Here is a 23656-nt window from a genome sequence, read left to right as displayed (position 1 = left end):
AACGCGCCGTTTTGTCCAATTCCAATCGATTTAGGAAGGCTCCCGGCGCACGATCCGTCGCCCCTTGCCAGATTTCCCGGGAAACCTTGGCCAAACAACGGCATTGCGCACGCGTCGTCTTCGTGGAATGACGATAGCATCCTCCCCAAAAGCCAGCGAACGACCATTTTCCGCCAATGACCCGATCCACAGTTTTCGCGCCCTTCGACATCGTCGAGGGCGACCGCAAGCGAAGCATCGTGCTGCTGGCTGATCATGCCCGCCGCGACCTGCCCGAGGAGTATGGCAGCCTGGGGCTGCCGTCGGCCGAATTCGACCGCCATATCGCTTATGACATCGGCGTCGAAGCGGTGACGCGCGAACTGGCCGCCTTGCTTGGCGTGCCGGCACTTATCGCCAATTTCTCGCGGCTCTTGATCGATCCCAATCGCGGTGAGGACGACCCGACGCTCATTCGCCAGCTTTATGACGGCACGATCGTGCCGGGAAACTATCCGATGGCGCCGGAAGAACGCGAGAGGCGTCTCGACCGCTTCTACCGGCCCTACCACGACGCGGTCGGCGCCATGATCGCTTCGGTCGTTCAGGCCTCCGGGCAGGCGCCCTTCATCTTTTCGGTGCATTCCTTCACGCCGGTCATGCAGGGCATCAAACGCCCCTGGCATGTCGGCATCCTCTGGGACAAGGACGACCGGGTGGCGCGGCCGCTGATCGACATGCTGGCCGAGGACAAAAACCTCATCGTTGGCGACAACGAACCGTATGACGGCGCTCTGCGCGGCGACACCATGTTCAAGCATGCCATCGTCAATGGCTATGCCCACGCGCTGATCGAAATCCGCCAGGACCTGATAGCGGACCAGAAGGGCATTCTCGCCTGGGCCCAACGGCTGGCGCCGATCGTTGACGCCATCGACCGCCGTCCCGATATACATGCGGTAAAGATGTTCGGCTCGCGCACCGGGCCGCTGTGACGGAGGTTTCGATGACCGAACTCAGCGACGAACAGAAGCGCGACTTCGAGGCCGCCGCCTTTCGCCGGCTGGTGACGCATTTGCGCGAGCGCAGCGACGTGCAGAACATCGACCTGATGAACCTCGCCGGCTTCTGCCGCAACTGCCTGTCGAATTGGTATCGCGAGGCAGCGGAAGCCAAGGGCGTCAACCTCGGCAAGGATCAGTCGCGCGAGATCGTCTACGGCATGCCCTATGCCGAGTGGCAAGCGCTCAACCAGACAGAGGCTTCGGACGCCAAGAAGGCCGAATTCGAAGCCCGGCGTCCCAAGGATCACTGAGGCCGTTTGGCCCAAATGCTTTCTCGAAAGTGCGCTTGACTGAAAATTGAATCGATCTAATTTGCCGCGCAAAGCCATTTTCTGACCGGAATCGCCCTATGAACGCGCCGAACGCCATGCAGACTGCCATTCGCGGCCGCTGGGCCGTGGCGGCCATTTTCCTCGCCAATGGCTTCCTGACCGGCAGCTGGGCGCCGCAGATTCCGGTGTTCCTGACGCGGCTGGATATCTCGAAATTCACGCTCGGCCTGCTGATCCTTTTGTTCGGCGCCGGCGCGGTCACCGCCATGACATGGTGCGGCCACCTGATCTCCAAACATGGCTCGCGCACCGTGCTGCGCTGGTTCGGTCTCTGCGGCAGCCTCGGCCTGCTGATCGTGGCACTGGCGCCCGACGTGCCGCTGGCGGCCGTCGCCATGTTCATCTTCGGCGGCTCGATCGGCGGCATGGATGTGGCCATGAATGCCAATGCGGTGGTGGTGGAACGGCGGCTGGGGCGCGCCATCATGTCCTCCTCGCACGGCTTCTGGAGCCTCGGCGGTTTCGCCGGCGGCGCCCTTGGCGGCTTTGCCATCCAGACGTATGGCCATCTCGCCCATGCTTCGGTGGTGACCGCGCTTGCCTTCGCGGCAATCGCGGCGGCGGTGCCCCATATCGTGGCCGAAAACAAACCGCAGGCGACCGAGCATCATAAATTCGCTTTGCCGGCAAACCCATTGGTCTACCTGATCGGCCTGATGGCCCTGCTGACGATGATTTCCGAAGGCGCGGTGCTCGACTGGGCGGCGCTGTATCTGCGGCAGGAACTCGGCGCCGACCTCGCCGTCGCCGGCCTTGCCTACGCCGCCTTCTCCGGCGTCATGGCGATCATGCGCTTTTTCGGCGATGGCGTCCGCAACCGCTTCGGCGCGGTGATGACACTGCGCGGCTCGGCCATCGTCGCGGCCGCCGGCATGCTGATCGCCGGCCTGTCACCCTCGCCCTGGCTCGCCATATCAGCTTTCGCGCTGTGCGGCTTCGGCATCGCCAACATGGTGCCGATCATCTTTTCGGCCGGCGGCAACCAGGAGGGCATGTCGTCGGGCACCGGCATGAGCGTCGTCACCACCATGGGGTATTCCGGCATTCTGGTGGCGCCGTCGGCGATCGGCTTCGTCGCCGAACATTCCAGCTTCGGCCCGATCTTCATCGCCATGTCGGCTCTGCTGATCGTCGTTCTTCTGATGGCCGGATTGGCTCACCGCGCCGAATTCGCTCCGGATGCCGCGCCCGCCGAATAGCGTTTCAGTTCCTCGTGGAGAAAATCCGCCACCCGGCGGATACGCACGCTGCCGCGCACGTCGCGATGCATGGCCAGCCATACCGGCAGGACAGGCAATGGCAGGCCGGGCAACAGCTTTTCCACCAGCGGATCGCGGTCTGCCAACGGCTCCTGGCCAAGGCCAATGCCGTTTCCCGCCCGCACGGCTTCCCAGAGCACGACCTGATTGTCCGCCCTGAAACGAAAACTGTTTCGGGTGACCGGGGCGCCATACTGGGAAAAGGCTCGGATCATCTCGTCGCTGCGATCGAAGCCGATCAGCGCGTGATCGACGAGATCGGCAGGCTCCAGCGGGCGCCCGTGCCTCTCCAGATAGCAGATGGCCGCGCAGGCGCAGAGCGCGATATCGCAGACCTTGCGTGCCACCAGTTCGTTCTGCGCCGGCTTGACCATGCGAATGGCGATGTCGGCATCCCGGCGCAGCAGGTTCTCGACCTGGTTCGAGGCAACGATCTCGACCTCGATGCCGGGTTCCTCGATGCCGAGCCGTGCCATCATGCCGGGCAGCACATAGGCGGCCACCACTTCGCTGGCGGCAATCCGCACCGTGCCTTCGATCGCTTCGACCGAACCCAGCGCCAGTAATGAGAAGGCGCTTGCCTGTTCGCTTACGGCCTTGCCACGTTCGAACAGGGTGCTGCCGGCTTCCGTCAGTTCATAGCCGCGTCGTCCGCGCCGGAACAAGGTGACGCCCAGCGCCTGCTCGAGTTCGCCGATATGACGGCCGAGCGTCGGCTGGCTGGCCGAGAGCTTGCGCGCCGCAGCCGACAGGCTGCCGGTTTCCGCCACGGTGACGAAACTCTTGATCAGGTTCCAATCGATATCATCCATTCATTTATGAATATCAAAACTCCATTCCTAGTCAATTTTCATTCGCAGATGAGGCAATCATATTCGAGCTGCAAACACCAACACGGAGACCTGAAATGACCAAGATCGCAATCCTCGGTGCCAATGGCCGGCTCGGCCGCGTCGTTGCCAAAGCCTTCATCGACGCCGGCTTCGACGTCCGCACCGTCACTCGCACCGGCAAGGTGTCGGCAGAGCTCGCAGGCGCCACCGCGGTTGCTGGCGATGCGCTGGACCGTCAATCGCTGATCCGGTCCACCGAGGGCGTCGACATCATCTTCAACGGCCTGAACCCGATCTACACCGACTGGGGCAAGTGCCTGCCGATGGCCGAAAATGTCATGGCCGCCTGCCATGCGAATGGCACGGTGCATCTCTTCCCCGGCACGGTCTACAATTACGGCTCGCCCATGCCGGCGGTGATCACGGAAGACACCCCCTTCCACCCGACCACTGAAAAAGGCCGCATTCGCTGCGCCATGGAGGATTTGTTCCGTCGTGAGGCCGAGGCGGGCCGCGTGCGCACCATCCTTCTGCGCGCCGGCGATTTTTTCGGCGGTACCGGCAGCGGCTCCTGGTTCGACCTGGTCGTTGCCGCCAAGATCAACAAGGGCATCTACACAGCGCCCGGTCCGGCCGACCTTGTGCATGAATGGGCCTATCTGCCGGACTTCGCGGTCGGCTTCGTTGCGCTGGCCAGCAATCTCGACAAGCTCGGCTTCTATGAGGCGCTGAATTTTCCAGGCCACGCCATCACCGATCTCGAGATCAAAGCCGCCGCCGAGAAAGCCATTGGCCGCCAGTTGAAGATGACGGCGATGCCCTGGTGGGTGCTGCGCGCCGGCAGTCCGTTCGTGGCGATGTGGCGTGAGATCGTCTCGATGTCCTATCTGCGCTTCGAACCCCACCAATTGGTCTCGACGCGGCTGGAAAGCATCATCGGCGAGGTCCCGCATACACCGCTCGATCAAGCGGTCGCCGAGGCCCTTGAGGATATCGGGATCGCTACGGTGAATAGCGCCGCGGAAGCTGCCTGAGGCTCGTCGCGGCCAAGCCGCCAGCGGCTGTCGATGGACGAAACGGCCGCTCAGATCCGCCCCACCAACAGCAACACAAGGACGACCACAAGCACCACGCCGAGAACGCCCGACGGGCCATATCCCCAGGAGCGCGAGTGGGGCCAGGCCGGAACCGCACCGATCAGGACAAGGATCAGGACGATGATGAGGATGGTGCTGATCGGCATGGCAAATTCCCCGCTCTGCGTTGTGCTTCCAAGACAATGCTTGGCATTGACCCTTGGGGGAAAATGCAAAAGGCCGCCCGGTTGTTCCAGGCGGCCTTTGCCGTTCATTGGGAAGTCTGCCTATTCCGCAGCTTTCGGGAAGGCGATCGCCGGCACGTCGTCTGCTGCCGGCGTGTCCGACGAGATCTCGCCCTTGCCACGCCGGAACAGGCGGCCGAACCAACCGCGCCGCTCGCCGGGCTTGATCTTGGCACGCGTGAACACCATCAGCATCGACGGCGTCACCACCAGGGTCAGGATGGTGGCGAAGGACAGGCCGAAGACGATCGCCGAGGACAGCGAAATCCACCATTGCGTCGACGGCGCGTTGATCGTCGTCTCGTGATGGAAGATTTCGAGCCCAAGCCCGAAGGCGATCGGCAGCACGCCGAGAATGGCCGACACCGCCGTCAGCACCACCGGGCGGGCACGCTCGCGGCAGGTCTGCAGCACCGCGTCCATCTTGTCCCAGCCTTCCTCGCGCAGCCGGTCATAGGTGTCGATCAGCACGATGTTGTTGTTCACCACCACGCCGGCCAGCGCGATGACGCCGATGCCCGACATGACGATGCCGAACGTCTCGCCTGTTATCAGCAGTCCGAGGAACACGCCGATCGTCGCCATGACCACGCAGGACAGCACCAGCCAGACGCTGGTGAACTTGTTGAACTGCGCCAGCAGCACCAGGAAGATCAGGAAGATCGCGGCACCGAAGGCCTTGCTGAGGAAGGCGCTGGCCTCCGCGCTGTCCTCGTTGGAGCCGGCCAGCTTCCAGCGTATGCCGCTGCCAAGATTCATGTCGGTGACGGCCTGGGTGACCTCCTGCTGCACGGCGGCGACCTGAGCGCCGGCGGCAACGTTGGCTTGCACCACCACGGTGCGGGCGCCGTCGATGCGGTTGAGGATGCCGACGCTCGGCTTTGCCTTGCGGACGACGAAGTTCGAGATCGGCACCGACCCTTGAGAGGTTTGCACCCTGAGCTCGTCGAGCGTCGACAGCGTGCGCCGGTCCTCCGGCAAGCGCAGGCGGATGTCGACAGCCTTGTCGGCGCCGGCGGGCCGGTATTCCGAAAGCTTCAGGCCGTTGGTGACGAGCTGCACCACCGTCCCGACCGAGGTCGGGCTGATGCCATACTGGGCTGCCTTGGCCCGGTCGACATCGAGTGCCCAGTCGACGCCAGGCGGCGGCAAGCCATCGGAAATGTCGATGACACCGGGCACCTTGGCGATGCGCGCGGCGACAGCGCGCGCCTTCTCGTCGAGCCCCTTGGGATCGATGGCCGAGAGCCTGATCTGGATCGGCTTGCCGGTCGGCGGGCCTGCTTCCGGCACCCGAACCTCGACATCGACGCCGGGAATGCCGGCCATGACGCCACGCAGATCGTTCAGAATATCGTTGGCCGATTTGCGCTCGCGCCAGTCGATGAATTCGTACTGGATCACGCCGACGACGTCTTCGGGCACTTCCTGGCCACCGCCGTCGGATTTGCCGACGCGTGTATAGACCGACTTCACGCCTGGCCAGCCGAGCAGCCGGTTTTCGGCAATCTTGGTCGCGGTATCCATTTCGGCCAGCGAGAGGTTGCCGCGGGCATGCACATAGAGCAGGCCGTAATCGGGTTCGACGCTCGGGAAGAACTCGACGCCGGCACCGTACTTCGAATAACCGACGAAGATGCCGGCCAGCAAGACGACGGTGAGCACCATCACGGTGATGGGGAAGCGCACCGCCTGCTTGACGACAGCCATGTACCAGCCATCACGATTGCCATCCTCGTGATGCTGCGGCGCCTTGGCGAAGATCGCACCCAGCGTCGGCGCGAAGACCAGTGCATAGAGCATCGAGGCCGACAGCGTGACGATCAGCGTGATCGGCATGTACTTCATGAAATCGCCAATGATCCCCGGCCAGAACAGCAGCGGCGAGAAGGCGGCGATGCGGGTCATCGTTGCCGCGATGACCGGACCGGCCATGCGCTTGGCGGCGAGCGCGAAGGCTTCCTGCTTCGGCATGCCCTCGCTCATCCGTCGTTCGGCGAACTCGGTGACGATGATGGCGTCGTCGACCAGCATGCCGACCGCCAGGATCAGGCTGAACAGCACGATCATGTTGATCGTGTAGCCCATCATGGCGAGCAGCAGGATGCCGATCAGGAACGATGACGGGATGGCGAGGCCAATGAGCAGCGAGGCTCGACCGGACAACGCGTAGAGGATGACGATGAACACCAGGATCACCGCGATCATCACGTGATTCTGCAGATCGCCGAGCAACTGGTTGACGAAGACCGACTTGTCCTGCGTGTAGGTCACATGCATGCCTTCAGGCATGGTCTTGACGAAGGTGTCGGACACCTCCCTGACCTTGGTCAGCGTGTCGATCAGATTGGCGCCGATGCGCTTCTTGACCTCGATGGCGATGGCCGGCTTGCCGTTGAGGCGCGTGATCGTCGTGGCATCGGCGAAGGTCGAGCGGATGGTCGCGATGTCCTTGGCCTGAACCACGGCATTGGGACCGGCGACCACGGGAAGTGCCGCCACATCCTCGGGCGTCTCGATCAGCGACGGCACCTTGACGGCGTATTTACCCTGCGAGCCCTCGATGTTGCCGGCGGCGACCAGGCTGTTGGACGCGCCGACGGCGCCGATCAATTGTTCGAGTTGCAAGCCGTAGGAAGACAGCTTCATCGGATCGATGACGACTTCGACCAGATCGTCGCGGGAGCCTTGCAGCGAGCCTTCGAGGACGCCGGGCACTTCCTCGATACGGTCGCGCAATTCGCGCGCCGCGGCCGCCAGCACGCGTTCGGGCAATTCGCCAGACAGCGTTACGACGAGCACAGGGAATTCGGAAATGTTGACCTCGGTGACGACGGGCTCCTCGGCCGCCTGCGGCAGGTCGGCCTTGCCGTCCTGAACCTTGGAGCGCGTATCCTGCAGCGCCGTCGCCAGGTTGGTCTGCGGCTGGAACTCGACCAGCACATAGCCGCCGCCCTGGAAAGCGGCCGAGCGCATCTCCTTGAGGCCTTTCAGGCTCTTCAGCTTGCTTTCCATCGGCCGCAGCAGAAGGCGCTCGGAATCTTCAGGCGAAATGCCTTGATAGATCAGGCTGACATACATCATCGGAATCGGAACGTCGGGCTCCGCTTCCTTCGGCGTCGACTGATAGGCGACCCAGCCTGCAATCAGCAGGAAGACCAGGACCGAGATGGTCAGGCGGGCATTGTTGATTGCGAGTCTGACGATATCCATGACTTATGCCTGCTGTTGGCTTCGGGAGTGGCGAACGGACACGCTGTCGCCGGGCAAGGCCCGGCGCCGGCGCCGGCGCTACTGCGTCCCGGCGGTGGCATCGCCGATCAGCTTGTTGATGGTCGCCTGGTCGGCCTCGACGGGCTTAACCTCATCGCCTTCCTTCACCAGTTCCTGGCCGGCGACGATGATGCGCGCATCCGCCGGGATGCCGCCAAGCACGAGACCGGTCGGCGTGTCGTCGACCAGGTCGATCGGGAAGAACGCCACCTTGTTGTCCTTGCCCACGGCGCGGATGCCGAGATCGCCCTTGTCGCCCAGCGTCACCACCGAGCGCGGCAAAAGCACGGCGTCGGTCGGCAACGCGCTGAGCTGGATTTCCGCCGTCATGCCGGCCGGCACCGAGCCATCGGCATTGGGGATGGCGATCTCGACGCGGAAGGTGCGGGTCGCCGACGAGGCGTCGCGGCTGATATAGCGCACGGTGCCTTCGACGGTCTGGCCGCTGACCAGCCGAACGCTGGCCTTGTCACCGATCTTGAGATAGCCGAGGTCGCGCTCGCTGATCTCGCCGCGCGCGATCACCGGATCGAGCTTGAGGATGGTGGCCACCTCGCCGCCCTGCATGACGGAGCTGCCCAGTTCCACCGGCACCCGGTCGATGACGCCGTCAAACGGAGCCTTCACTTCGTTGCGGTCGAGCTCGGCCTGCGCGGTGTCCAGCTGGGATTGCGCCTGGGTCAAATTGGAGCGGGCGGTGTCGAGCTGCAGCTTCGGCAAATTACCTGTCTTGGCCAGCCGCTCGGCCGCATCGAGCTCGGCCCTGCGCTGCGCCACGAGCTGCTTGGCATTGTCGACCATCGAGATCTTTTCCTCGGCGGCGAGCATCAGCACCAGATCGCCGCTCTTGACGTGATCGCCTTGCTTGACAGGCAGCTTGTCGATGACGCCGGCAACGCGGGTTGCCAGTACCGCGCGCTTGTCGGCCTCGGTCAGCCCGGAAATGCGGATGGCGCGCGCATAGGTCTTGCGCGGCGGTGTCACCACCGCGACGGTGCGCAGCGTGGCCTTGGGTTCGGCTTCCGCCGTCTTCGGCTTGCTCGCGTCCGGCGCCTTGCCCTCGACCTCGGCTGCCTTGGCCTTGTTGGCCGCTACGCTGCCAACCGATGAGAACTCGCCTGTCGCCATCCACGCCGCGAAACCGATGAGCACAACAATGGCTGCAAGCTTGTGAAACCTGATTTTAGGCATCGTCATTTTTCCACTGCGGGTTCGGCCAGCACCGCGTCTTATGATGCGGGCGCGTCGCCGATATGGGTGCGCGCCTGACCGGGTTCAAATTGCCGTGATCGGCGAGCGCGCTTCTACATCAAAGTTGCACCGCAATATAGTCCGAAAGTTGCAGCAGCATTGCGTAGCCGCACAAGCTGTGGCCGCCATGAAACGGTTCTTCGTGACTTGCCAGTCTACTTGACGAAGCGGCCCGCCGGCTCACGATCCGGCCTGAAACGCAGGCGACGGGCGACCAGCCCTGATCGCCATGGCCGTCTCCGGCATAGAGCCGCGATCCGCTTCGCTTCGCTGATTGAAGTGCAGGCACGAACCGACAATCCGCGTCGCCGCTATCGGCGAGGGACTAGGGGCTGCGGCGCCACAACGCCGGGCCAAGATCCTGGAATCGCTCGGGAAAAGGCGCGGCAGCTGCTTCGAATCAGGCGTGCCGATCCCGATGCGCCGAGGTCGAACCAGATGCTGAAAACACCAATGCGCTGACATTATTACGTCCCGCCCATCGTGTCCTGATACGCGCGACGACGGGGTCGGCGCGAGACTGGCGCGAGAACGCCGGGTGTGTTTCGTCCCATCCGCAATTCTGGATCGAGCGTTGCGCCCGATGCCTCAGAACGCCCCCGGGGCCGGCGCCATCCGATCGTCAGTGGCAACAGACGTCAGCATGATGACGGCTCTCCCGCACGCCAAGGTTGCTGTCACGCCGACGCCAGACCAGGCGCTGCTCCGGAAGCTTGGCCACGAGTGCCGGCAAACGCTGCCCCCTCTTGAAGCCAATTCCGTCAGGTTCAGGCCCGACGGCGCTCCGCCTCCGGGTTCTTGCGAACGGCGAGAAATTCCTTCACCCGACGGCCGGGTGCGGGACCGCGCACCGGCTTGAAACCGTCATCGAGTTCGCCCGAAAGATCGAGCGTTGCATGCTTGCCGACCGCATCGTAATTCTCCTCCAGCCAGTCGCTGGCGGCGGTACGGCCGAGGTCGCGCAGATAGGTCAAGAAGGCCCATTCGGCATTGACCTTGGAGGATGCCGACAGATCCTTGAACGCCTCGTCGGCATCGATGCGATGCATGCGGATGTCGCGGTATTCGCCATGCGGCAGACGCCCGGCGGCGATCAGTTCCTTGACGAAGGCGATCGAGCGGAATTCGCGCAGCAGCCCGGCATTGAAGGTGATCTCGTCGATGCGGTTCTGGATCTCGTTGGCGCTTCTAGGTGTCCCCTCGCGCACCACCGGATTGATCTGCACCAGAAGCACGTCCTCGGTCGCCGCCGTCTTGAAGAACGGGTAGAGCGCCGGATTGCCGCCATAACCGCCATCCCAGTAGGGCACACCCTTGATCTCGACGGCACGGAACAATTGCGGCAGGCAGGCCGAGGCCATCACCGTATCGAGGTCGATCTCGCCATCGGAAAACACCCGCAATTGCCCTGTCTCGACATTGGTGGCGGAGATGAACAGTTCCATCGACTTGCAGGCGCGGACATTCTTGAAGTCGATCTCCCGCGCGACGACGTCGCGCAGCGGATTGAGGCCGAGCGGATTGGCGACATAGGGCGAGAACACCCGCGACATGGTGTCGAAGAAGACATAGCCCGGCGTGTTCTCGATCGACCAGTTGCCCCAGGCAACATCCCACGGCATGCGCTGCACCGGGCTGAACCGGCCTTTCGCCGCCACCGCATGCCAGAAATCGTCCAGCTTCTTGCGCGCGCCCTCGACTCCGCCGCGGACAAAGCCGTCAGCCAGCGCCACCGCGTTCATGGCGCCGGCGCTGGTGCCGGAAACGGCCGATATCTCCAGCCTGCCGTCCTCCAGCAGCCGGTCGAGCACGCCCCAGGAGAAGGCGCCGTGCGAGCCGCCGCCCTGAAGCGCGATGTTGATCTTCTTCTTTTCCTCCGCCTTGCCGTTCTTCGTCATGGCGTTCCTGTCATCCTGATGCGCCGGCCTGCCCCTACGTCATTGGAAGGAAGCAGCTGTCGCCGGCTTATGTTGCAGTGCAGCATATAAGGACGGACCAAGGCAAGAACACGAACACGGTCGCGTGATCACATGAAATTTCGGTCATGTCGAAAAAGCCCCTCCGCTGCAAAGCGGAGAGGCCGTAGCTTTCGAAACAGGCATGAACCCTGGCAGACTGGAGCTAGGCGACGAGATCCGGCACCGGCCCGACATAGCGTGACTGCGGACGGATCAGCCGTCCGGTGGTCTGCTGTTCGCGGGCATGCGCGATCCAGCCGGAAACGCGCCCGGCGGCGAAGACATTGCTGAAAGCTTGCGGCGGAAAGCCCGCCGCTTCCAGGACAAGCGCTGTGTAGAATTCGACGTTGGTCTGCAGCGAGCGCTGCGGCTTTGCGATCCGAAGCACCTCGAGCGCCGTCTGCTCGACCGTCTCGGCGAAAGCCAGCCGGCGGCCGGTGCCGCCCTCGCCGCCCAGCTTGCGCACCACCGCTTTCAGCACATCAGCGCGCGGATCGCGCACACGGTAGATGCGATGGCCGAAGCCCATGATGCGCCTGCCCTGCGCGATCTCATTGCGCAGCCAGCCGGCCGCATCGCCATGCGCGGCGATCGCGTCGAGCATATCGATGACCGGGCCGGGCGCGCCGCCATGAAGCGGTCCCTTGAGCGCGCCGAGGCCCGCCAGTACCGACGATGTCAGGCCGGCCAAGGTCGAGGCGACGACGCGGGTGGCGAAGGTCGACGCATTGAGCCCGTGATCACACACAGTCACCAGATAGGTGTCGAGCGCCTTGGCCAAGGCCGGCGACGGAACCGATCCCCTGAGCATCCTCAACATGTCGGCGGCATGATCCGCCTTGCCGTCGGGTGCGATCGGCTGCTCGCCGCGCTGCAGGCGCAGCAGGGCCGGCGTCAGCACCGCCGGCGCCGCGATCAGCCGCAAGGCGTCCGTCAGCGTCTCGTCATCCGGCAGCAGTGCCATGCCCGCACGCATGGCGCTGTAGATGTCGAGCGGTGTCAGCAAGGGCAGCGCGGGCGCGAGCCGGTCAAACACCTCGACGCGAGCCTCACCCAGTTTTGCCGCCAGTTCGGCATCGCCAGGCAGATCGTCGAAGAACCCGTCCAGCAGCAGGTGGACGACCTGGGCGTAGCTCCATCGCCCTGCCAATTCCCCAAGCGAATGGCCCCGGATCGTCAGGCGACCGCCTAGACCATCCACATCGGACAGCACGGTTTCGGCCGCCACCACATCATCGAGCCCATTCGCCATAGCCTTGTCTCCTTGAAGCTTTTCCCGATGGGAGATAAGGGTGGGCACCATCTACATCAATCTTGATCAATAGAATCAATATCAGAGACCCAAATGTCCGAATGGTTGTCGCGGGAAGAGGCGCTGGAACGGCTGCGCGTGAGGCCGCAGACGCTCTATGCCTATGTCAGCCGCGGACGCATCGGCATGCGCCCGGATCGGGACGATCCGCGCCGCAGCCAGTACCGCGCCGACGACATCGCGGCGCTGGCAACGCGAAGGGCGCGCGGGCGCAGCCCCTCGGCCATCGCCGAAAGCGCGATCGCCTGGGGCGAGCCGTCGATTGTCACTTCGGTTTCGACCGTCTGGCACGGCCACCTCATCTATCGAGGCCGGGACGCCGCAGCGCTGTCCGACCATGCCACGCTGGAAGAAACCGCTGGGCTGCTCTGGGCTCTGCCTCGCCCCGTCCGTTTCGAAACGCCGTCGCCGGATGCGGCGCGCCAGATCGGCCGCGCCCCGGCCTTTGCGCAACTCGCCTTGCTTGCCGGCCAGGCGCGGCCTTCGCTGGGACGAAGTGCCGCCTCGCTATGCGCCGACGCGGCGCACGCGATCGGCGTGCTGGCCGGCGCCCTCGGTGCCGTGGCGGGACCGGAACCAGTGCATCGGCGATTGGCACGGGGCTGGTCGGTGGACGATGATGGCGCGGAAGCAATCCGCCGTGCCCTTGTCCTGCTCGCCGATCACGAACTCAACGCATCGACCTTCGCGGCCCGCGTCGCGGCCTCGACCGGCGCCTCGCCCGCCGCGGGCCTGCTCGCGGGCCTGGCGACGCTGTCCGGCCCGCGCCACGGCGGCGCCGGCGAGGCGGTTATGCAACTGGCGGAGGACGCCGCAAGTCATGGATCCGATGCCGCGATCCGGCGCTGGCTCGGCCACGACCGGCCGCTGCCGGGTTTCGGCCACCAACTCTATCCCGAGGGCGATCCCCGCGCCACGGCGCTTCTGGCGGCCATCGACAACAATGACGAGACATTGCGGTCGTTGGAAACCGCCGCCATCGCCGCGACCGGCGCTCCAGCGAATATCGACTTTGCCCTTGCCGTGCTGACGCGCGGCCTCGGCCTGCCGCGCGATGCGCCGTTCCAGCTCTTCGCGCTTGGACGCAGCGTCGGCTGGGCCGCGCACATGGTCGAACAGATCGTGAGCGGCAGCATCATCAGGCCGCGCGGCCGCTATGAGGGATTGTTGACGTGACGGCCTGAGACGTTGTCAGCCGGAGTTGGCGTTGGCCCCGAACCGCGCCCGGTATGCGGCGGGGGTCGTGGCGAACCGCCGGCGGAAATGATGCCGCAACGTCGCCGCCGCGCCAAATCCGGCCGTCTCGGCAACGCGGTCGATCGGCAAGCTTGTATCTTCGAGCAGCGTACGCGCCCGAGAAAGCCGTTCGGACAGGAGCCAGCTTGCCGGCGTGACGCCGGTTGCGGCAGCGAACCGGCGTAGAAATGTCCGCTCGCTCATCCCGGCCAGGTCGGCCAGGGTGGCGACCGGATAGTCGGCGGAAATGTCGGCGCGCATCCTGTCTATCAACGGTCCAAGCCGACTGCGCTCGTGAGGTTCGGGCACCGAGCTCTCGACATATTGCGCCTGGCCGCCGTCGCGGTGCGGCGGCACGACCAGGCGGCGCGCCACCATGTTGGCCGCCTTGGTGCCGAAATCGCGCCGGACCAGATGCAGGCAGAGGTCAATCCCGGCCGCGCTGCCGGCCGATGTCAGCACATTTCCCTCGTCGATGTACAAGACATCGGGTACCACCGTGATGTCGGGGTACCGCTCCTTCAGCCTTTCGCCGTAGCGCCAATGCGTGGTTGCCTTCTTGCCCTTGAGCAGGCCGGCCGCGGCAAGCACGAAGACGCCCGAGCAGATGGAAAGAACCCGCGCACCCCGCTCGCTCGCCTTGCGAAGTGCGTCGATCAGCAAAGGCGGCACAGGACAATCCACACCGCGCCATCCCGGCACGATGACCGTGCCGGCCTCGCTGATCAAGTCAGGTCCGCCATCGGCGAGGATGCGCACGCCGCCCATCGCACGCATTTCACCGGCGTCTATGCCGGCAACGGCAAAACGGTACCAATCCGGGCCCATCTCAGGCCTGGGCAAGGCGAACACCTCGGCCGCCACGCCAAATTCGAACGTGCACAGCCCGTCATAGGCGATTGCGACGACAAGCGGGTTGGCAGGGGGCGGACTGGCAAGCGACATGTTTGGCATGATCTTGACGATATATGGCAAAGCTGCCAGCTGCAATCGCCCGGCTCGCTGCGCTACCTCTGACCTATCAGCGATGGAGAACAGCTCCATCAGAGATGGAGAAATTTGATGAGCTATGTGACAGACATACCGGCGGCATCGCCGGAGATTGCCCGGGACCATTTCCTGCGCCGGCTTTCCGTGGAAACCGACTGTTCCGATGTCGCCGCGACGCTGCGCGGCGGAGAGCCGGACTTCGTGCTTCTGCACGTCGTCGGATCGCCGCAAGCCTATGAACGCCGCCATGTACCGGGCGCGCTGCATCTGCCGCACCGCGAGATATCGGCCGAGCGGATGGGAAAATGGCCGTCAGGCACGCTGTTCGTGGTTTATTGCGCCGGCCCGCACTGCAATGGCGCGGATCGGGCGGCCTTCAAACTGGCCAGCCTTAGTCTTCCGGTCAAGATCATGATCGGTGGCATTTCAGGCTGGCAGGATGAGGACCTGCCCTTCGCTTCGGGCAAGGAGCCTGGTGTCCTGCGCCCATGATGCCCATTGGACGGGCTACCCGACGAAATCCGCGACCTGTGGCAGTCGACCATCGACCGATAAGACACCGGCGGATTTTGGCCTGGACCCCGCCCCTTACGACATTGTGTCGAGCTTGCGCTGCATGGCAGCGATCTGGTCCTTCAGCTGCTGCAGATCGTCGGGTTTCTCCGGCGCTTCCTTCCTGGCCGATTCGGCAGGGGCCGCGGCGGGTGCGGAACCCGCCGGCGGAAATGGCGTGAACAGCCGCATCGCATTCTGGAACATTTCCATGTTGCGCCGTGTCTGTTCTTCCAGCGCCTTCATCGGCGTCGCCATCTTCATCACGTCCAGCGGCGACTTGCCGATGGCCCCCTTCATCTGCTCGCGGAACCGCTCCTGTTCCTTGGAGAAGGCGATCATCGATTGTTCGAGGAAACTCGGCACGATCATCTGCATCTGGTCGCCATAGAAGGCGATCAGCTGGCGCAGGAACGGGATCGGCAGCATGTTCTGCCCGTCCTTGTTCTCCAGCTCGAAGATGATCTGCGTCAGCACCGGATGGGTGATGTCGTCCCCGGTCTTGGCGTCCTGGACGGTGAATTCCTCGCCCTTCTTGACCATCTCGGCCAGATCCTCGAGCGTCACATAGGTGCTCGTCCCCGTATTATAGAGGCGGCGGTTGGCGTATTTCTTGATAATGATCGGGTCGTCTTTTGCGGCCATCTGCATCCTCCCCGGACACCGGCACGCCTGAGTAAGCAGCCGGTAACGATTGCGCCCTTTTTGAGGATATGCGCAAAAGCCCCACAATTCCAAGCAGTTTGTGCACTGCGGGATCATATTATGCTGCATAGCGGGCAAAATATGCTGCGCAGCAGCGCCCGGTCCGCCGGCACGGCGATGCGCGACCTGCTTGCGGCGCATGGGCGCCATGCCGATTTCCGGTTTGACTTGGGTCATGGAAAGGGCAAGAAAAGTTGCCAACAATGCCTGAAAACATGACAGCTCGAAGTCTGGAGAAGAATATGTCCTCTGCCAATTCCATCGTTGTCGCCAGTGCCGCACGCACGGCCGTCGGCTCCTTCAACGGTGCTTTCGCGGCCACGCCGGCGCATGAACTCGGTGCTGTCGTCATCAAGGAGCTTTTGTCACGTACGGGCGTCGAGGCGGCCGAGGTGGACGAGGTCATCCTCGGCCAGGTGCTGACCGCGGCGCAAGGCCAAAACCCAGCCCGCCAGGCCTCGATCCTTGCCGGCCTGCCCAAGGAAACCACCGCCTGGGGCCTCAACCAGGTTTGCGGCTCGGGTCTGCGCGCCATCGCGCTCGGCATGCAGCAGATCGCCACCGGCGACGCCAAGGTGATCATCGCCGGCGGCCAGGAATCGATGTCGCTGTCGCCGCACGCCGAGCATCTGCGCGCCGGCGTCAAGATGGGCGACTACAAGATGATCGACACCATGATCAAGGACGGGCTGTGGGACGCCTTCAACGGCTACCACATGGGCAACACCGCCGAGAACGTCGCCCGCCAGTTCCAGATCACCCGCGACGACCAGGACCAGTTCGCGCTGGGCTCGCAGAACAAGGCCGAGGCCGCGCAGAAAGCCGGCAAGTTCAAGGACGAGATCGTCGCCTTCACCATCAAGGGCAAGAAGGGCGACACGGTTGTCGATCAGGACGAGTACATCCGCCACGGCGCCACGATCGATGCTATGACCAAGCTGAGGCCGGCCTTCGACAAGGACGGTACGGTGACCGCCGCCAACGCCTCCGGCATCAATGACGGCGCCGCCGGCGCGCTGCTGATGAGCGAAGCGGAGGCCGCTCGGCGCGGCGTCACCCCGCTCGCGCGCATCGTGTCCTGGGCAACCGCCGGCGTCGATCCGGCGATCATGGGCACCGGACCTATTCCCGCTTCGAAGCGCGCTCTGGAAAAGGCAGGCTGGTCGGTCGGCGATCTGGACCTGGTCGAGGCTAACGAGGCTTTCGCCGCGCAGGCCTGCGCCGTCAACAAGGGCATGGGCTGGGACCCCTCGATCGTCAACGTCAATGGCGGCGCCATCGCCATCGGCCATCCGATCGGCGCCTCGGGCGCCCGCGTCTTCAACACGCTGGTCTTCGAGATGCGTCGCCGCGGCGCCAGGAAGGGGTTGGCCACCCTATGCATCGGCGGCGGCATGGGCGTCGCCATGTGCGTCGAAGCCATCTGAACAAGCCAATAGCGAACAGGAGTAGCGAATAAGGAAGAACGGCCTCAGCGCGGCGGGACATCAAACCCTATTCGCTATTGGCTACTCCCTATTCGCTCCTCCGACCAACGGGAGGAGAACACATGACCAAGGTTGCAATCGTCACGGGTGGATCGCGCGGTATCGGCGCTGCCATCTCGATCGCTTTGAAGACTGCCGGCTATTCGGTTGCCGCGAACTATGCCGGCAATGACGATGCGGCGGCGAAATTCAAGGCCGAGACCGGCATTCCGGTCTACAAATGGTCCGTCGCCGATTATGACGCTTGCGCCGCCGGCATCAAGCAGATCGAGGCCGACCTCGGCCCTGTCTCGGTACTGGTCAACAACGCCGGCATCACCCGCGACGCCATGTTCCACAAGATAACGCGCGAGCAGTGGAAAGAGGTGATCGACACCAATCTGTCCGGTGTCTTCAACATGACCCATCCGCTGTGGAGCGGCATGCGCGACCGCAAGTTCGGCCGCGTCATCACCATCTCCTCGATCAACGGCCAGAAGGGCCAGGCCGGCCAGGTCAATTACTCCGCTGCCAAGGCCGGCGACATCGGCTTCTCGAAAGCGCTCGCCCAGGAAGGCGCCCGCGCGGGCATCACCGTCAACGTCATCTGCCCGGGCTACATCGCCACCGAGATGGTCAAGGCGATCGACGAGAAAGTGCTCAACGAGCGCATCATCCCGCAAATCCCGGTCGGCCGCCTCGGCGAGCCGGAAGAGATCGCGCGCTGCGTCGTCTTCCTCGCTTCCGAGGATGCCGGTTTCATCACCGGCTCGACCCTCACCGCCAATGGCGGCCAGTACTTCGTCTAGGCATTGATTTTCGCCTGCCCACCAACCAGCGGCCTTGACGGGCGAAAACGGACCGGGAAACCGGTCCGTTTTCAAGTGATGCTCTGGGCCTAAAACCCCTCGCTACGAGCGGCTGCCCCAATCCGGCACGCAAAGGTTAATGGCGGCAGCGCGCCTGCGCGAAACCTGTGGGCAAGCCTGTGGATTCTCGGTGGATAAGCTGTTCACAACACAAGATATTGGGGGAACAAAAAGGGAAAATAGCGCTGACGCTGTTTTGTCGCCGATTCGTTCCGGCTTTGAGCGGAAGTTAACATTAATAGGCCGAGATCACCCATAGTTTCTTAACCCACAATTCAGAAAGATTAACAATTTCATAATCTTGAGCAGTGCGCATCGAGCCCCCGACCTCGTTCACAGGCGAAAGTTAACAGAGAGGTTCGCCTAGCATAAAACGGGCCAGTTTTCTGATTCAGCATGTGGTGAGACTCATGGTCGCAAAATCCATATCTAGCCGTGAACAAAAGCTGAATCTGACGGAGTCACCGATTCGTCGCTGATTCGTTCCAGACTCGTTCCAACTGTTAAGCAGGAACTGATTTGCGGGCTGACACGGGCGTCTTCGGAACCCGGGCGGAACATTCCGCTTTCGCTTCGCGCCCGAAATCCCTATGTGTCGGCTGTCATACGCGCCGTCCAGGCACGCTCCCGACAACGAGAGGCCAGAAAGCCTTATTTCCGAGCCGATGAACATCCAGCAGAAACATACCGAGCCGCTGATCCTGTCGGGCCGCGACGTGACCGCCGTGCTTGGGCCGACCAACACGGGCAAGACCCATCTCGCCATCGAGCGCATGGTGGCGCACGAAACCGGCGTCATCGGCCTGCCGCTGAGGCTGCTGGCCCGGGAGGTCTACACGCGCGTCTGCGAGAAAGTTGGCGCCCACAAGGTGGCGCTCATCACCGGCGAGGAGAAGATCCAGCCGCCGGGCGCCAAATATTCGGTCTGCACCGTCGAAGCCATGCCGCGCGAGACCGACGCCGCCTTCGTCGCCATCGACGAGGTGCAACTGGCCGGCGACCTCGAGCGCGGCCATATCTTCACTGACCGCATCCTGCATCTGCGCGGTCGCCAGGAAACGCTGCTGCTCGGCGCGGCCACCATGCACGGCATCCTCCAGCGGCTGCTGAAAGGCGTCTCGGTGGTGACGCGGCCGCGCCTGTCGCATCTGGCTTATGCCGGTTCCAAGAAACTGACGCGCCTGCCACGGCGCACCGCGATCGTCGCCTTCTCCGCCGACGAGGTCTACGCCATCGCCGAGCTGATCCGGCGCCAGCAGGGCGGTGCGGCGGTGGTTCTGGGCGCGCTGTCGCCTCGCACCCGCAATGCCCAGGTGGCGCTGTTCCAGTCGGGCGATGTCGACTATCTCATTGCCACCGACGCGATCGGCATGGGTCTCAACCTCGACCTCGACCATGTCGCCTTTGCCCAGAACCGCAAGTTCGACGGCTACCAGTACCGCAATTTGACGGCGGCCGAACTCGGCCAGATCGCCGGCCGCGCCGGCCGGCATCTGCGCGACGGCACGTTCGGCGTCACCGGCCAGGTCGATCCGCTGGACGAGGACCTGGTCCAGAAGATCGAGGGCCATGACTTCGACCCGGTGAAGGTGCTGCAGTGGCGCACCGCCCAATTCGATTTCGCCAGCCTCGATGCGCTGAAGCGTTCCATTGAGACCAACGCCCCGGTCGAGGGCCTGACACGCGCACTGCCGGCCGTCGATGCCCAGGCGCTCGAACATCTCTCCCGCGACGAAGGCATCCGCGCGCTCGCAACCAATGCCAAGCGCGTGGCGTTGCTGTGGGAAGCCTGCGCGCTGCCGGATTATCGCAAGATCGCGCCCGCCCAGCATGCCGACCTCATCGCCTCGATCTACATGGACCTCGCCCGGCATGGTCATGTCGACGAGAACTATATGGCCGAGCAGGTGCGCCGCGCCGACACCACCGAGGGCGATATCGACACGCTGTCGCACCGCATCGCCCAGATCCGCACCTGGACATTCGTGTCGAACCGGCCCGGCTGGCTGGCCGATCAGGCACACTGGCAGGAAAAGACGCGCGAAATCGAAGACAGATTGTCGGATGCGCTGCATGAGCGGTTGACGAAACGCTTCGTAGACCGCAGGACTTCCGTCCTCATGCGGCGCCTTAGAGAAAATACCATGCCTGAAGCCGAAATCAGTCCTACCGGAACCGTCCTTGTCGAAGGCCATCACGTCGGCGAGTTACAAGGGTTCCGCTTCACCGCCGACCAGACCGCCGGCGGCGAAGACGCCAAGGCCGTGCGCACGGCCGCGCAAAAGGCGCTGGCCGCCGAATTCGATGCACGCGCGGAGCGCTTCGGTGCCTGCGCCAATGGCGATCTAGCGCTCGGTTCGGACGGCACGCTGCGCTGGATCGGCGCGCCGATCGGCACGCTGGTTTCGGGCGAGGACGCGCTGAAGCCGCGCCTGGTGCTGCTGGCCGACGAACAGCTCACCGGCCCGGCGCGCGACAAGGTCGCCGCGCGCGCCGAGCGCTTCGTCAATTTCCAGATCGAATCCCTGCTGAAGCCGCTGGTCGACTTGAAAAATGCCGATCAGATTTCCGGTATCGGCCGCGGCATCGCCTTCCAGCTGGTCGAGAATTTCGGCCTCATCAATCGCCGCGACATCGCCGAGGAGATGAAGTCGCTCGACCAGGAAGGCCGCGCGGCGCTTCGCCGGCTCGGCGTGCGCTTCGGTGCCTACCACGTCTTCGTGCCGGCGCTGATCAAACCGGCGCCCGCCGGACTGGTGACCTTGCTGTGGGCGCTGAAGAACGACGGCAAGGACAAGCCCGGCTTCGGCGACGTCGTCCATGCGCTGGCATCGGGCCGCACCTCGGTGGTGATCGATCCGGCCTTCGACAAGGCGTTCTACAAGCTTGCCGGCTACCGCAATCTCGGCCGCCGCGCCGTTCGCATCGACATTCTCGAGCGGCTGGCTGACCTGATCCGCCCGGCGACCAACTGGAAGCCCGGCCTCGGCCAGCGACCGGACGGCGCCTATGACGGCCAGTCCTTCATGGTGACGCCGCCGATGATGTCGATCCTCGGCGCCACCGCCGACGACATGGAAGAGATTCTCAAGGGTCTCGGCTATCGCGCCGAGCCGAAGCCGGCGGCGGACGTCAAGGCGCGGCTGGAAGCGCAGGATACTGCCGCGCGGGAAGCCGCCGCGGCCAAGCAGGCAGCCGCGGAGGCAGCCCGCGCGGAACAGGCCAAGGCGGCGGAAGAGGCGGCAGCGCCAGCCGCCGAAGGATCGGAACCGGTGCCGGATGCGGCAGCCGCCGCGGCGATGGAGGTTGCGGCCGAAATCGCGGCAGACGCGCCGACGGAAGCTGCCGTGCAAGAGCAGGCGGAAGCCACGGCTGACGTTGCAGGGGGCGAAGAGGCGCCTGTGGCCGAAGCCGCCGTTGAACCCGTCGAGCCGGCGCCGGTTGAGTCGCGGGCCGAAGCTGAGACTGCCGAGATTGACGCCGCGCCCCCAGAAGAGGGCGCCGCGGCGGCGGAGCCGGCCGTCGGGGCCTCCGCGCCGACGGAAGCCGCCGAACCCGTTGCGGTGGCGCAAGCCGTCGGCGAAACGGTGCTGGAAGCCGAAGCGCCAAAGCCGATCCTGTTGTGGCGCCAAGGCCGCTTTGACCAGCGTCCGCGTCATCGCGACGGCCGCAACAACCGCCCGCAAAACGGACAAGCGCGTGGCCGAGGCAACGCGTCGGCCGATGCCGGCGGCGCACCGGCAACAGGCACGCCCACGGACCGTCCCGCCCATGAAGGACGCCGCGACGGCGCCGGCAAGCCGCGCTTCGACCGCTCAAAGTTCAAGCCCAAGCCGCAAGGTGACGGCGAGCAGCGCCGCGATGGCCGCCCGCAAGGCGATCGTCCCGAGCGCCGTGAAGGCCGCCCGGACTGGAAGGGCGGCAGGCCGGAAGGCAAGGGGGGCGGAAAGCCCGCCTTCCAACCCAAGCCGCGCGAGGAGCGCCCGGTGCGCTTCGATCCGGATTCCCCCTTCGCCAAGCTCGCCGCCTTGCGCGACCAGCTAAAGAAGTAGGCTCGGCGCTTCGATGGTTGCTGAAGGCCGCCAGCGCATCGACAAATGGCTGTTCTTTTCGCGTGCGGTGAAATCGCGCTCGCTGGCGGCTAAATTGGTGGTCGCCGGCCGCGTGCGCATCAATCGCGACAAAGCAGCGCAGGCATCCGATCTGGTCAAGCCGGGCGACGTGCTGACCATCACGCTCGACCGGCGTATCTTCGTCTGGAAGGTGCTCGGCGCCGGAGTGCGGCGCGGCCCGGCCGAGGAAGCCCGCACTCTTTATGAAGACATGTCGCCGCCGCCCGCACCCAAGGCCGACGCCCTTCCCGATGCCATCCCGGCGTTGCGGGAGGCAGGCAGCGGCCGCCCGACCAAAAAAGAGCGCCGCCAGACCGACCGATTGCTCGACGAAGATTGAGCCGTTCGACCGACCGCGGAGGGGCGTTGCCCGAGGGCAGCGACAAACAAAAAGCAGAACCGGGAGCGGCAAACAGGACGGCCGGTGGGGCATGCCGGGCCTTCGCGGCGCCGCCCACTTGGAATTCCATTCCCAAACCCTGACGCCCCTGGGAACGGCCACCCTTGCAAGCAGCCGATAAAGGCGTTACCTCACAAAAAAAGCCAACAAAAACGGGACATCCCGGAGCCGACCGATGACCTATGTCGTGACCGACAACTGCATCAAATGCAAATATATGGACTGCATCGAGGTCTGTCCGGTCGACTGTTTCTACGAAGGCGAGAACATGCTCGTCATCCATCCCGACGAGTGCATCGACTGCGGCGTCTGCGAACCGGAATGCCCGGCCGACGCGATCAAGCCCGACACCGAGTCCGGCCTTGACAAATGGCTGCAGATCAACACCGAATATGCCGAGAAATGGCCGAACATCACCGCCAAGAAGGAGCCGCCGGCCGACGCCAAGAGCTTCGACGGTGAGGCCGGCAAGTTCGAGAAATACTTCTCCGCCGAACCCGGCGAAGGCGATTGACAACACCGCCGTAAAGGCTTGTATGACGTAGCGTAACAAGCACGTCGGATTAACCGCCTTGACAGGCGGCGATTGGTTGTGGCCTTCGCTTACGCAGCAAAACCTTGATTCTTCCGACTTTTTGTGTTACATCAGCGAAACATGCCGGTGACACAACGTCGATTTATGGCGCAGACGCCCCAAATCACTGAAAGGTGAAAATCCCATTCCGGACCAGAGCGATCTGGGCC

General features: G+C 64.2%; 20 protein-coding genes. 12 read left to right on the top strand and 8 right to left on the bottom strand.

All coding sequences use genetic code 11. From position 1 onward, the window contains the following. Positions 1 to 176: 176 nt before the first annotated feature. The 3 genes from EN808_RS26055 to EN808_RS26045 all read left to right on the top strand — a co-directional run bounded on the left by EN808_RS26055 (position 177) and on the right by EN808_RS26045 (position 2574). Positions 177 to 974 (top strand): N-formylglutamate amidohydrolase, encoded by a 798-nt coding sequence (locus EN808_RS26055; RefSeq protein WP_135917158.1) that lies wholly within the window; start codon positions 177 to 179, stop codon positions 972 to 974. A gap of 11 nt (positions 975 to 985) precedes the next feature. Further along, positions 986 to 1294, top strand: coding sequence for a DUF1244 domain-containing protein (locus EN808_RS26050; protein WP_135917157.1), 309 nt, complete (start codon positions 986 to 988; stop codon positions 1292 to 1294). 98 nt (positions 1295 to 1392) lie between these two features. Then, the gene (locus EN808_RS26045) at positions 1393 to 2574 is read left to right on the top strand and encodes an MFS transporter (RefSeq protein WP_135917156.1); all 1182 of its coding nucleotides are present in this window, start codon (positions 1393 to 1395) and stop codon (positions 2572 to 2574) included. On the opposite strand, the gene EN808_RS26040 is transcribed toward EN808_RS26045, so the two are convergent. Further along, positions 2532 to 3446, bottom strand: a complete 915-nt coding sequence (locus tag EN808_RS26040; protein WP_135917155.1) for a LysR family transcriptional regulator — start codon at positions 3444 to 3446, stop codon at positions 2532 to 2534. The two genes, EN808_RS26045 and EN808_RS26040, sit on opposite strands and share 43 nt — an antisense overlap. 95 nt (positions 3447 to 3541) lie before the next feature. Between EN808_RS26040 and EN808_RS26035 the strand changes: the two genes are divergently transcribed. Further along, positions 3542 to 4501: an SDR family oxidoreductase gene (locus tag EN808_RS26035; RefSeq protein ID WP_135917154.1), complete on the top strand. Its 960-nt coding sequence runs from the start codon at positions 3542 to 3544 to the stop codon at positions 4499 to 4501. Between the two features lie 50 nt (positions 4502 to 4551). Here EN808_RS26035 and EN808_RS26030 read toward each other — a convergent pair whose 3' ends face one another. The 5 genes from EN808_RS26030 to EN808_RS26010 form a co-directional block, all read right to left on the bottom strand. Then, positions 4552 to 4710, bottom strand: a complete 159-nt coding sequence (locus EN808_RS26030; RefSeq protein WP_127278628.1) for a DUF3309 family protein — start codon at positions 4708 to 4710, stop codon at positions 4552 to 4554. Between the two features lie 120 nt (positions 4711 to 4830). Continuing rightward, a complete protein-coding gene (locus EN808_RS26025; RefSeq protein WP_135917153.1) occupies positions 4831 to 8001 on the bottom strand; it encodes an efflux RND transporter permease subunit in 3171 nt (1056 codons plus the stop codon). 78 nt (positions 8002 to 8079) lie between these two features. Beyond that, a complete protein-coding gene (locus EN808_RS26020; protein ID WP_135917152.1) occupies positions 8080 to 9252 on the bottom strand; it encodes an efflux RND transporter periplasmic adaptor subunit in 1173 nt (390 codons plus the stop codon). Between the two features lie 827 nt (positions 9253 to 10079). Continuing rightward, on the bottom strand, positions 10080 to 11210 hold the full coding sequence (locus tag EN808_RS26015) for a patatin-like phospholipase family protein (protein ID WP_135917151.1): 1131 nt from the start codon (positions 11208 to 11210) through the stop codon (positions 10080 to 10082). Between the two features lie 223 nt (positions 11211 to 11433). Continuing rightward, positions 11434 to 12522: a citrate synthase/methylcitrate synthase gene (locus tag EN808_RS26010; RefSeq protein WP_135917150.1), complete on the bottom strand. Its 1089-nt coding sequence runs from the start codon at positions 12520 to 12522 to the stop codon at positions 11434 to 11436. A 93-nt stretch (positions 12523 to 12615) separates the two neighbouring features. Between EN808_RS26010 and EN808_RS26005 the strand changes: the two genes are divergently transcribed. Then, entirely contained in the window at positions 12616 to 13758 is a 1143-nt protein-coding gene (locus EN808_RS26005; protein ID WP_135917149.1) for a citrate synthase, read from the top strand. A gap of 15 nt (positions 13759 to 13773) precedes the next feature. Here the strand turns inward: EN808_RS26005 and ftrA are convergent, their stop codons facing one another. After that, on the bottom strand, positions 13774 to 14772 hold the full coding sequence (gene ftrA / locus EN808_RS26000; RefSeq protein ID WP_135917201.1) for a transcriptional regulator FtrA: 999 nt from the start codon (positions 14770 to 14772) through the stop codon (positions 13774 to 13776). A gap of 108 nt (positions 14773 to 14880) precedes the next feature. Here ftrA and EN808_RS25995 point away from each other — a divergent pair, with 108 nt between their 5' ends. Then, positions 14881 to 15300 (top strand): rhodanese-like domain-containing protein, encoded by a 420-nt coding sequence (locus tag EN808_RS25995; RefSeq protein ID WP_127872113.1) that lies wholly within the window; start codon positions 14881 to 14883, stop codon positions 15298 to 15300. 96 nt (positions 15301 to 15396) lie between these two features. Here EN808_RS25995 and phaR read toward each other — a convergent pair whose 3' ends face one another. Then, a complete protein-coding gene (gene phaR / locus EN808_RS25990) occupies positions 15397 to 16005 on the bottom strand; it encodes a polyhydroxyalkanoate synthesis repressor PhaR (RefSeq protein ID WP_127277280.1) in 609 nt (202 codons plus the stop codon). Between the two features lie 120 nt (positions 16006 to 16125). On the opposite strand from phaR, the gene EN808_RS36445 reads away from it, so the two are divergent. From EN808_RS36445 to fdxA, 6 genes are all read left to right on the top strand, one after another. Then, positions 16126 to 16284, top strand: coding sequence for a hypothetical protein (locus tag EN808_RS36445; RefSeq protein WP_167531411.1), 159 nt, complete (start codon positions 16126 to 16128; stop codon positions 16282 to 16284). Between the two features lie 23 nt (positions 16285 to 16307). After that, the gene (locus EN808_RS25985) at positions 16308 to 17492 is read left to right on the top strand and encodes an acetyl-CoA C-acetyltransferase (protein ID WP_127277282.1); all 1185 of its coding nucleotides are present in this window, start codon (positions 16308 to 16310) and stop codon (positions 17490 to 17492) included. 122 nt (positions 17493 to 17614) lie between these two features. Continuing rightward, positions 17615 to 18340 (top strand): acetoacetyl-CoA reductase, encoded by a 726-nt coding sequence (phbB, locus tag EN808_RS25980; RefSeq protein ID WP_127277284.1) that lies wholly within the window; start codon positions 17615 to 17617, stop codon positions 18338 to 18340. 725 nt (positions 18341 to 19065) lie between these two features. Continuing rightward, positions 19066 to 22452, top strand: a complete 3387-nt coding sequence (locus EN808_RS25975) for a helicase-related protein (RefSeq protein WP_135917148.1) — start codon at positions 19066 to 19068, stop codon at positions 22450 to 22452. 13 nt (positions 22453 to 22465) lie between these two features. Continuing rightward, positions 22466 to 22852: an RNA-binding S4 domain-containing protein gene (locus EN808_RS25970; RefSeq protein WP_127279399.1), complete on the top strand. Its 387-nt coding sequence runs from the start codon at positions 22466 to 22468 to the stop codon at positions 22850 to 22852. Positions 22853 to 23087: 235 nt separating this feature from the next. Further along, complete coding sequence (gene fdxA / locus EN808_RS25965; RefSeq protein ID WP_095089463.1) at positions 23088 to 23426, top strand: ferredoxin FdxA; 339 nt, start codon at positions 23088 to 23090, stop codon at positions 23424 to 23426. Positions 23427 to 23656: the final 230 nt, after the last annotated feature.

It is taken from the genome of Mesorhizobium sp. M8A.F.Ca.ET.165.01.1.1, assembly GCF_004792065.1.
Classification (GTDB): domain Bacteria; phylum Pseudomonadota; class Alphaproteobacteria; order Rhizobiales; family Rhizobiaceae; genus Mesorhizobium.
This window is presented reverse-complemented; position numbering and strand designations above follow the sequence as displayed.

Coding starts and splice junctions, on each gene's coding strand:
- EN808_RS26055 (WP_135917158.1), top strand. CDS start 177: ATGACCCGATCCACAGTTTTCGCGCCCTTCGACATCGTCGAGGGCGAC.
- EN808_RS26050 (WP_135917157.1), top strand. CDS start 986: ATGACCGAACTCAGCGACGAACAGAAGCGCGACTTCGAGGCCGCCGCC.
- EN808_RS26045 (WP_135917156.1), top strand. CDS start 1,393: ATGAACGCGCCGAACGCCATGCAGACTGCCATTCGCGGCCGCTGGGCC.
- EN808_RS26040 (WP_135917155.1), bottom strand. CDS start 3,446: ATGGATGATATCGATTGGAACCTGATCAAGAGTTTCGTCACCGTGGCG.
- EN808_RS26035 (WP_135917154.1), top strand. CDS start 3,542: ATGACCAAGATCGCAATCCTCGGTGCCAATGGCCGGCTCGGCCGCGTC.
- EN808_RS26030 (WP_127278628.1), bottom strand. CDS start 4,710: ATGCCGATCAGCACCATCCTCATCATCGTCCTGATCCTTGTCCTGATC.
- EN808_RS26025 (WP_135917153.1), bottom strand. CDS start 8,001: ATGGATATCGTCAGACTCGCAATCAACAATGCCCGCCTGACCATCTCG.
- EN808_RS26020 (WP_135917152.1), bottom strand. CDS start 9,252: ATGCCTAAAATCAGGTTTCACAAGCTTGCAGCCATTGTTGTGCTCATC.
- EN808_RS26015 (WP_135917151.1), bottom strand. CDS start 11,210: ATGACGAAGAACGGCAAGGCGGAGGAAAAGAAGAAGATCAACATCGCG.
- EN808_RS26010 (WP_135917150.1), bottom strand. CDS start 12,522: ATGGCGAATGGGCTCGATGATGTGGTGGCGGCCGAAACCGTGCTGTCC.
- EN808_RS26005 (WP_135917149.1), top strand. CDS start 12,616: ATGTCCGAATGGTTGTCGCGGGAAGAGGCGCTGGAACGGCTGCGCGTG.
- ftrA (WP_135917201.1), bottom strand. CDS start 14,772: ATGCCAAACATGTCGCTTGCCAGTCCGCCCCCTGCCAACCCGCTTGTC.
- EN808_RS25995 (WP_127872113.1), top strand. CDS start 14,881: ATGAGCTATGTGACAGACATACCGGCGGCATCGCCGGAGATTGCCCGG.
- phaR (WP_127277280.1), bottom strand. CDS start 16,005: ATGGCCGCAAAAGACGACCCGATCATTATCAAGAAATACGCCAACCGC.
- EN808_RS36445 (WP_167531411.1), top strand. CDS start 16,126: ATGCTGCATAGCGGGCAAAATATGCTGCGCAGCAGCGCCCGGTCCGCC.
- EN808_RS25985 (WP_127277282.1), top strand. CDS start 16,308: ATGTCCTCTGCCAATTCCATCGTTGTCGCCAGTGCCGCACGCACGGCC.
- phbB (WP_127277284.1), top strand. CDS start 17,615: ATGACCAAGGTTGCAATCGTCACGGGTGGATCGCGCGGTATCGGCGCT.
- EN808_RS25975 (WP_135917148.1), top strand. CDS start 19,066: ATGAACATCCAGCAGAAACATACCGAGCCGCTGATCCTGTCGGGCCGC.
- EN808_RS25970 (WP_127279399.1), top strand. CDS start 22,466: ATGGTTGCTGAAGGCCGCCAGCGCATCGACAAATGGCTGTTCTTTTCG.
- fdxA (WP_095089463.1), top strand. CDS start 23,088: ATGACCTATGTCGTGACCGACAACTGCATCAAATGCAAATATATGGAC.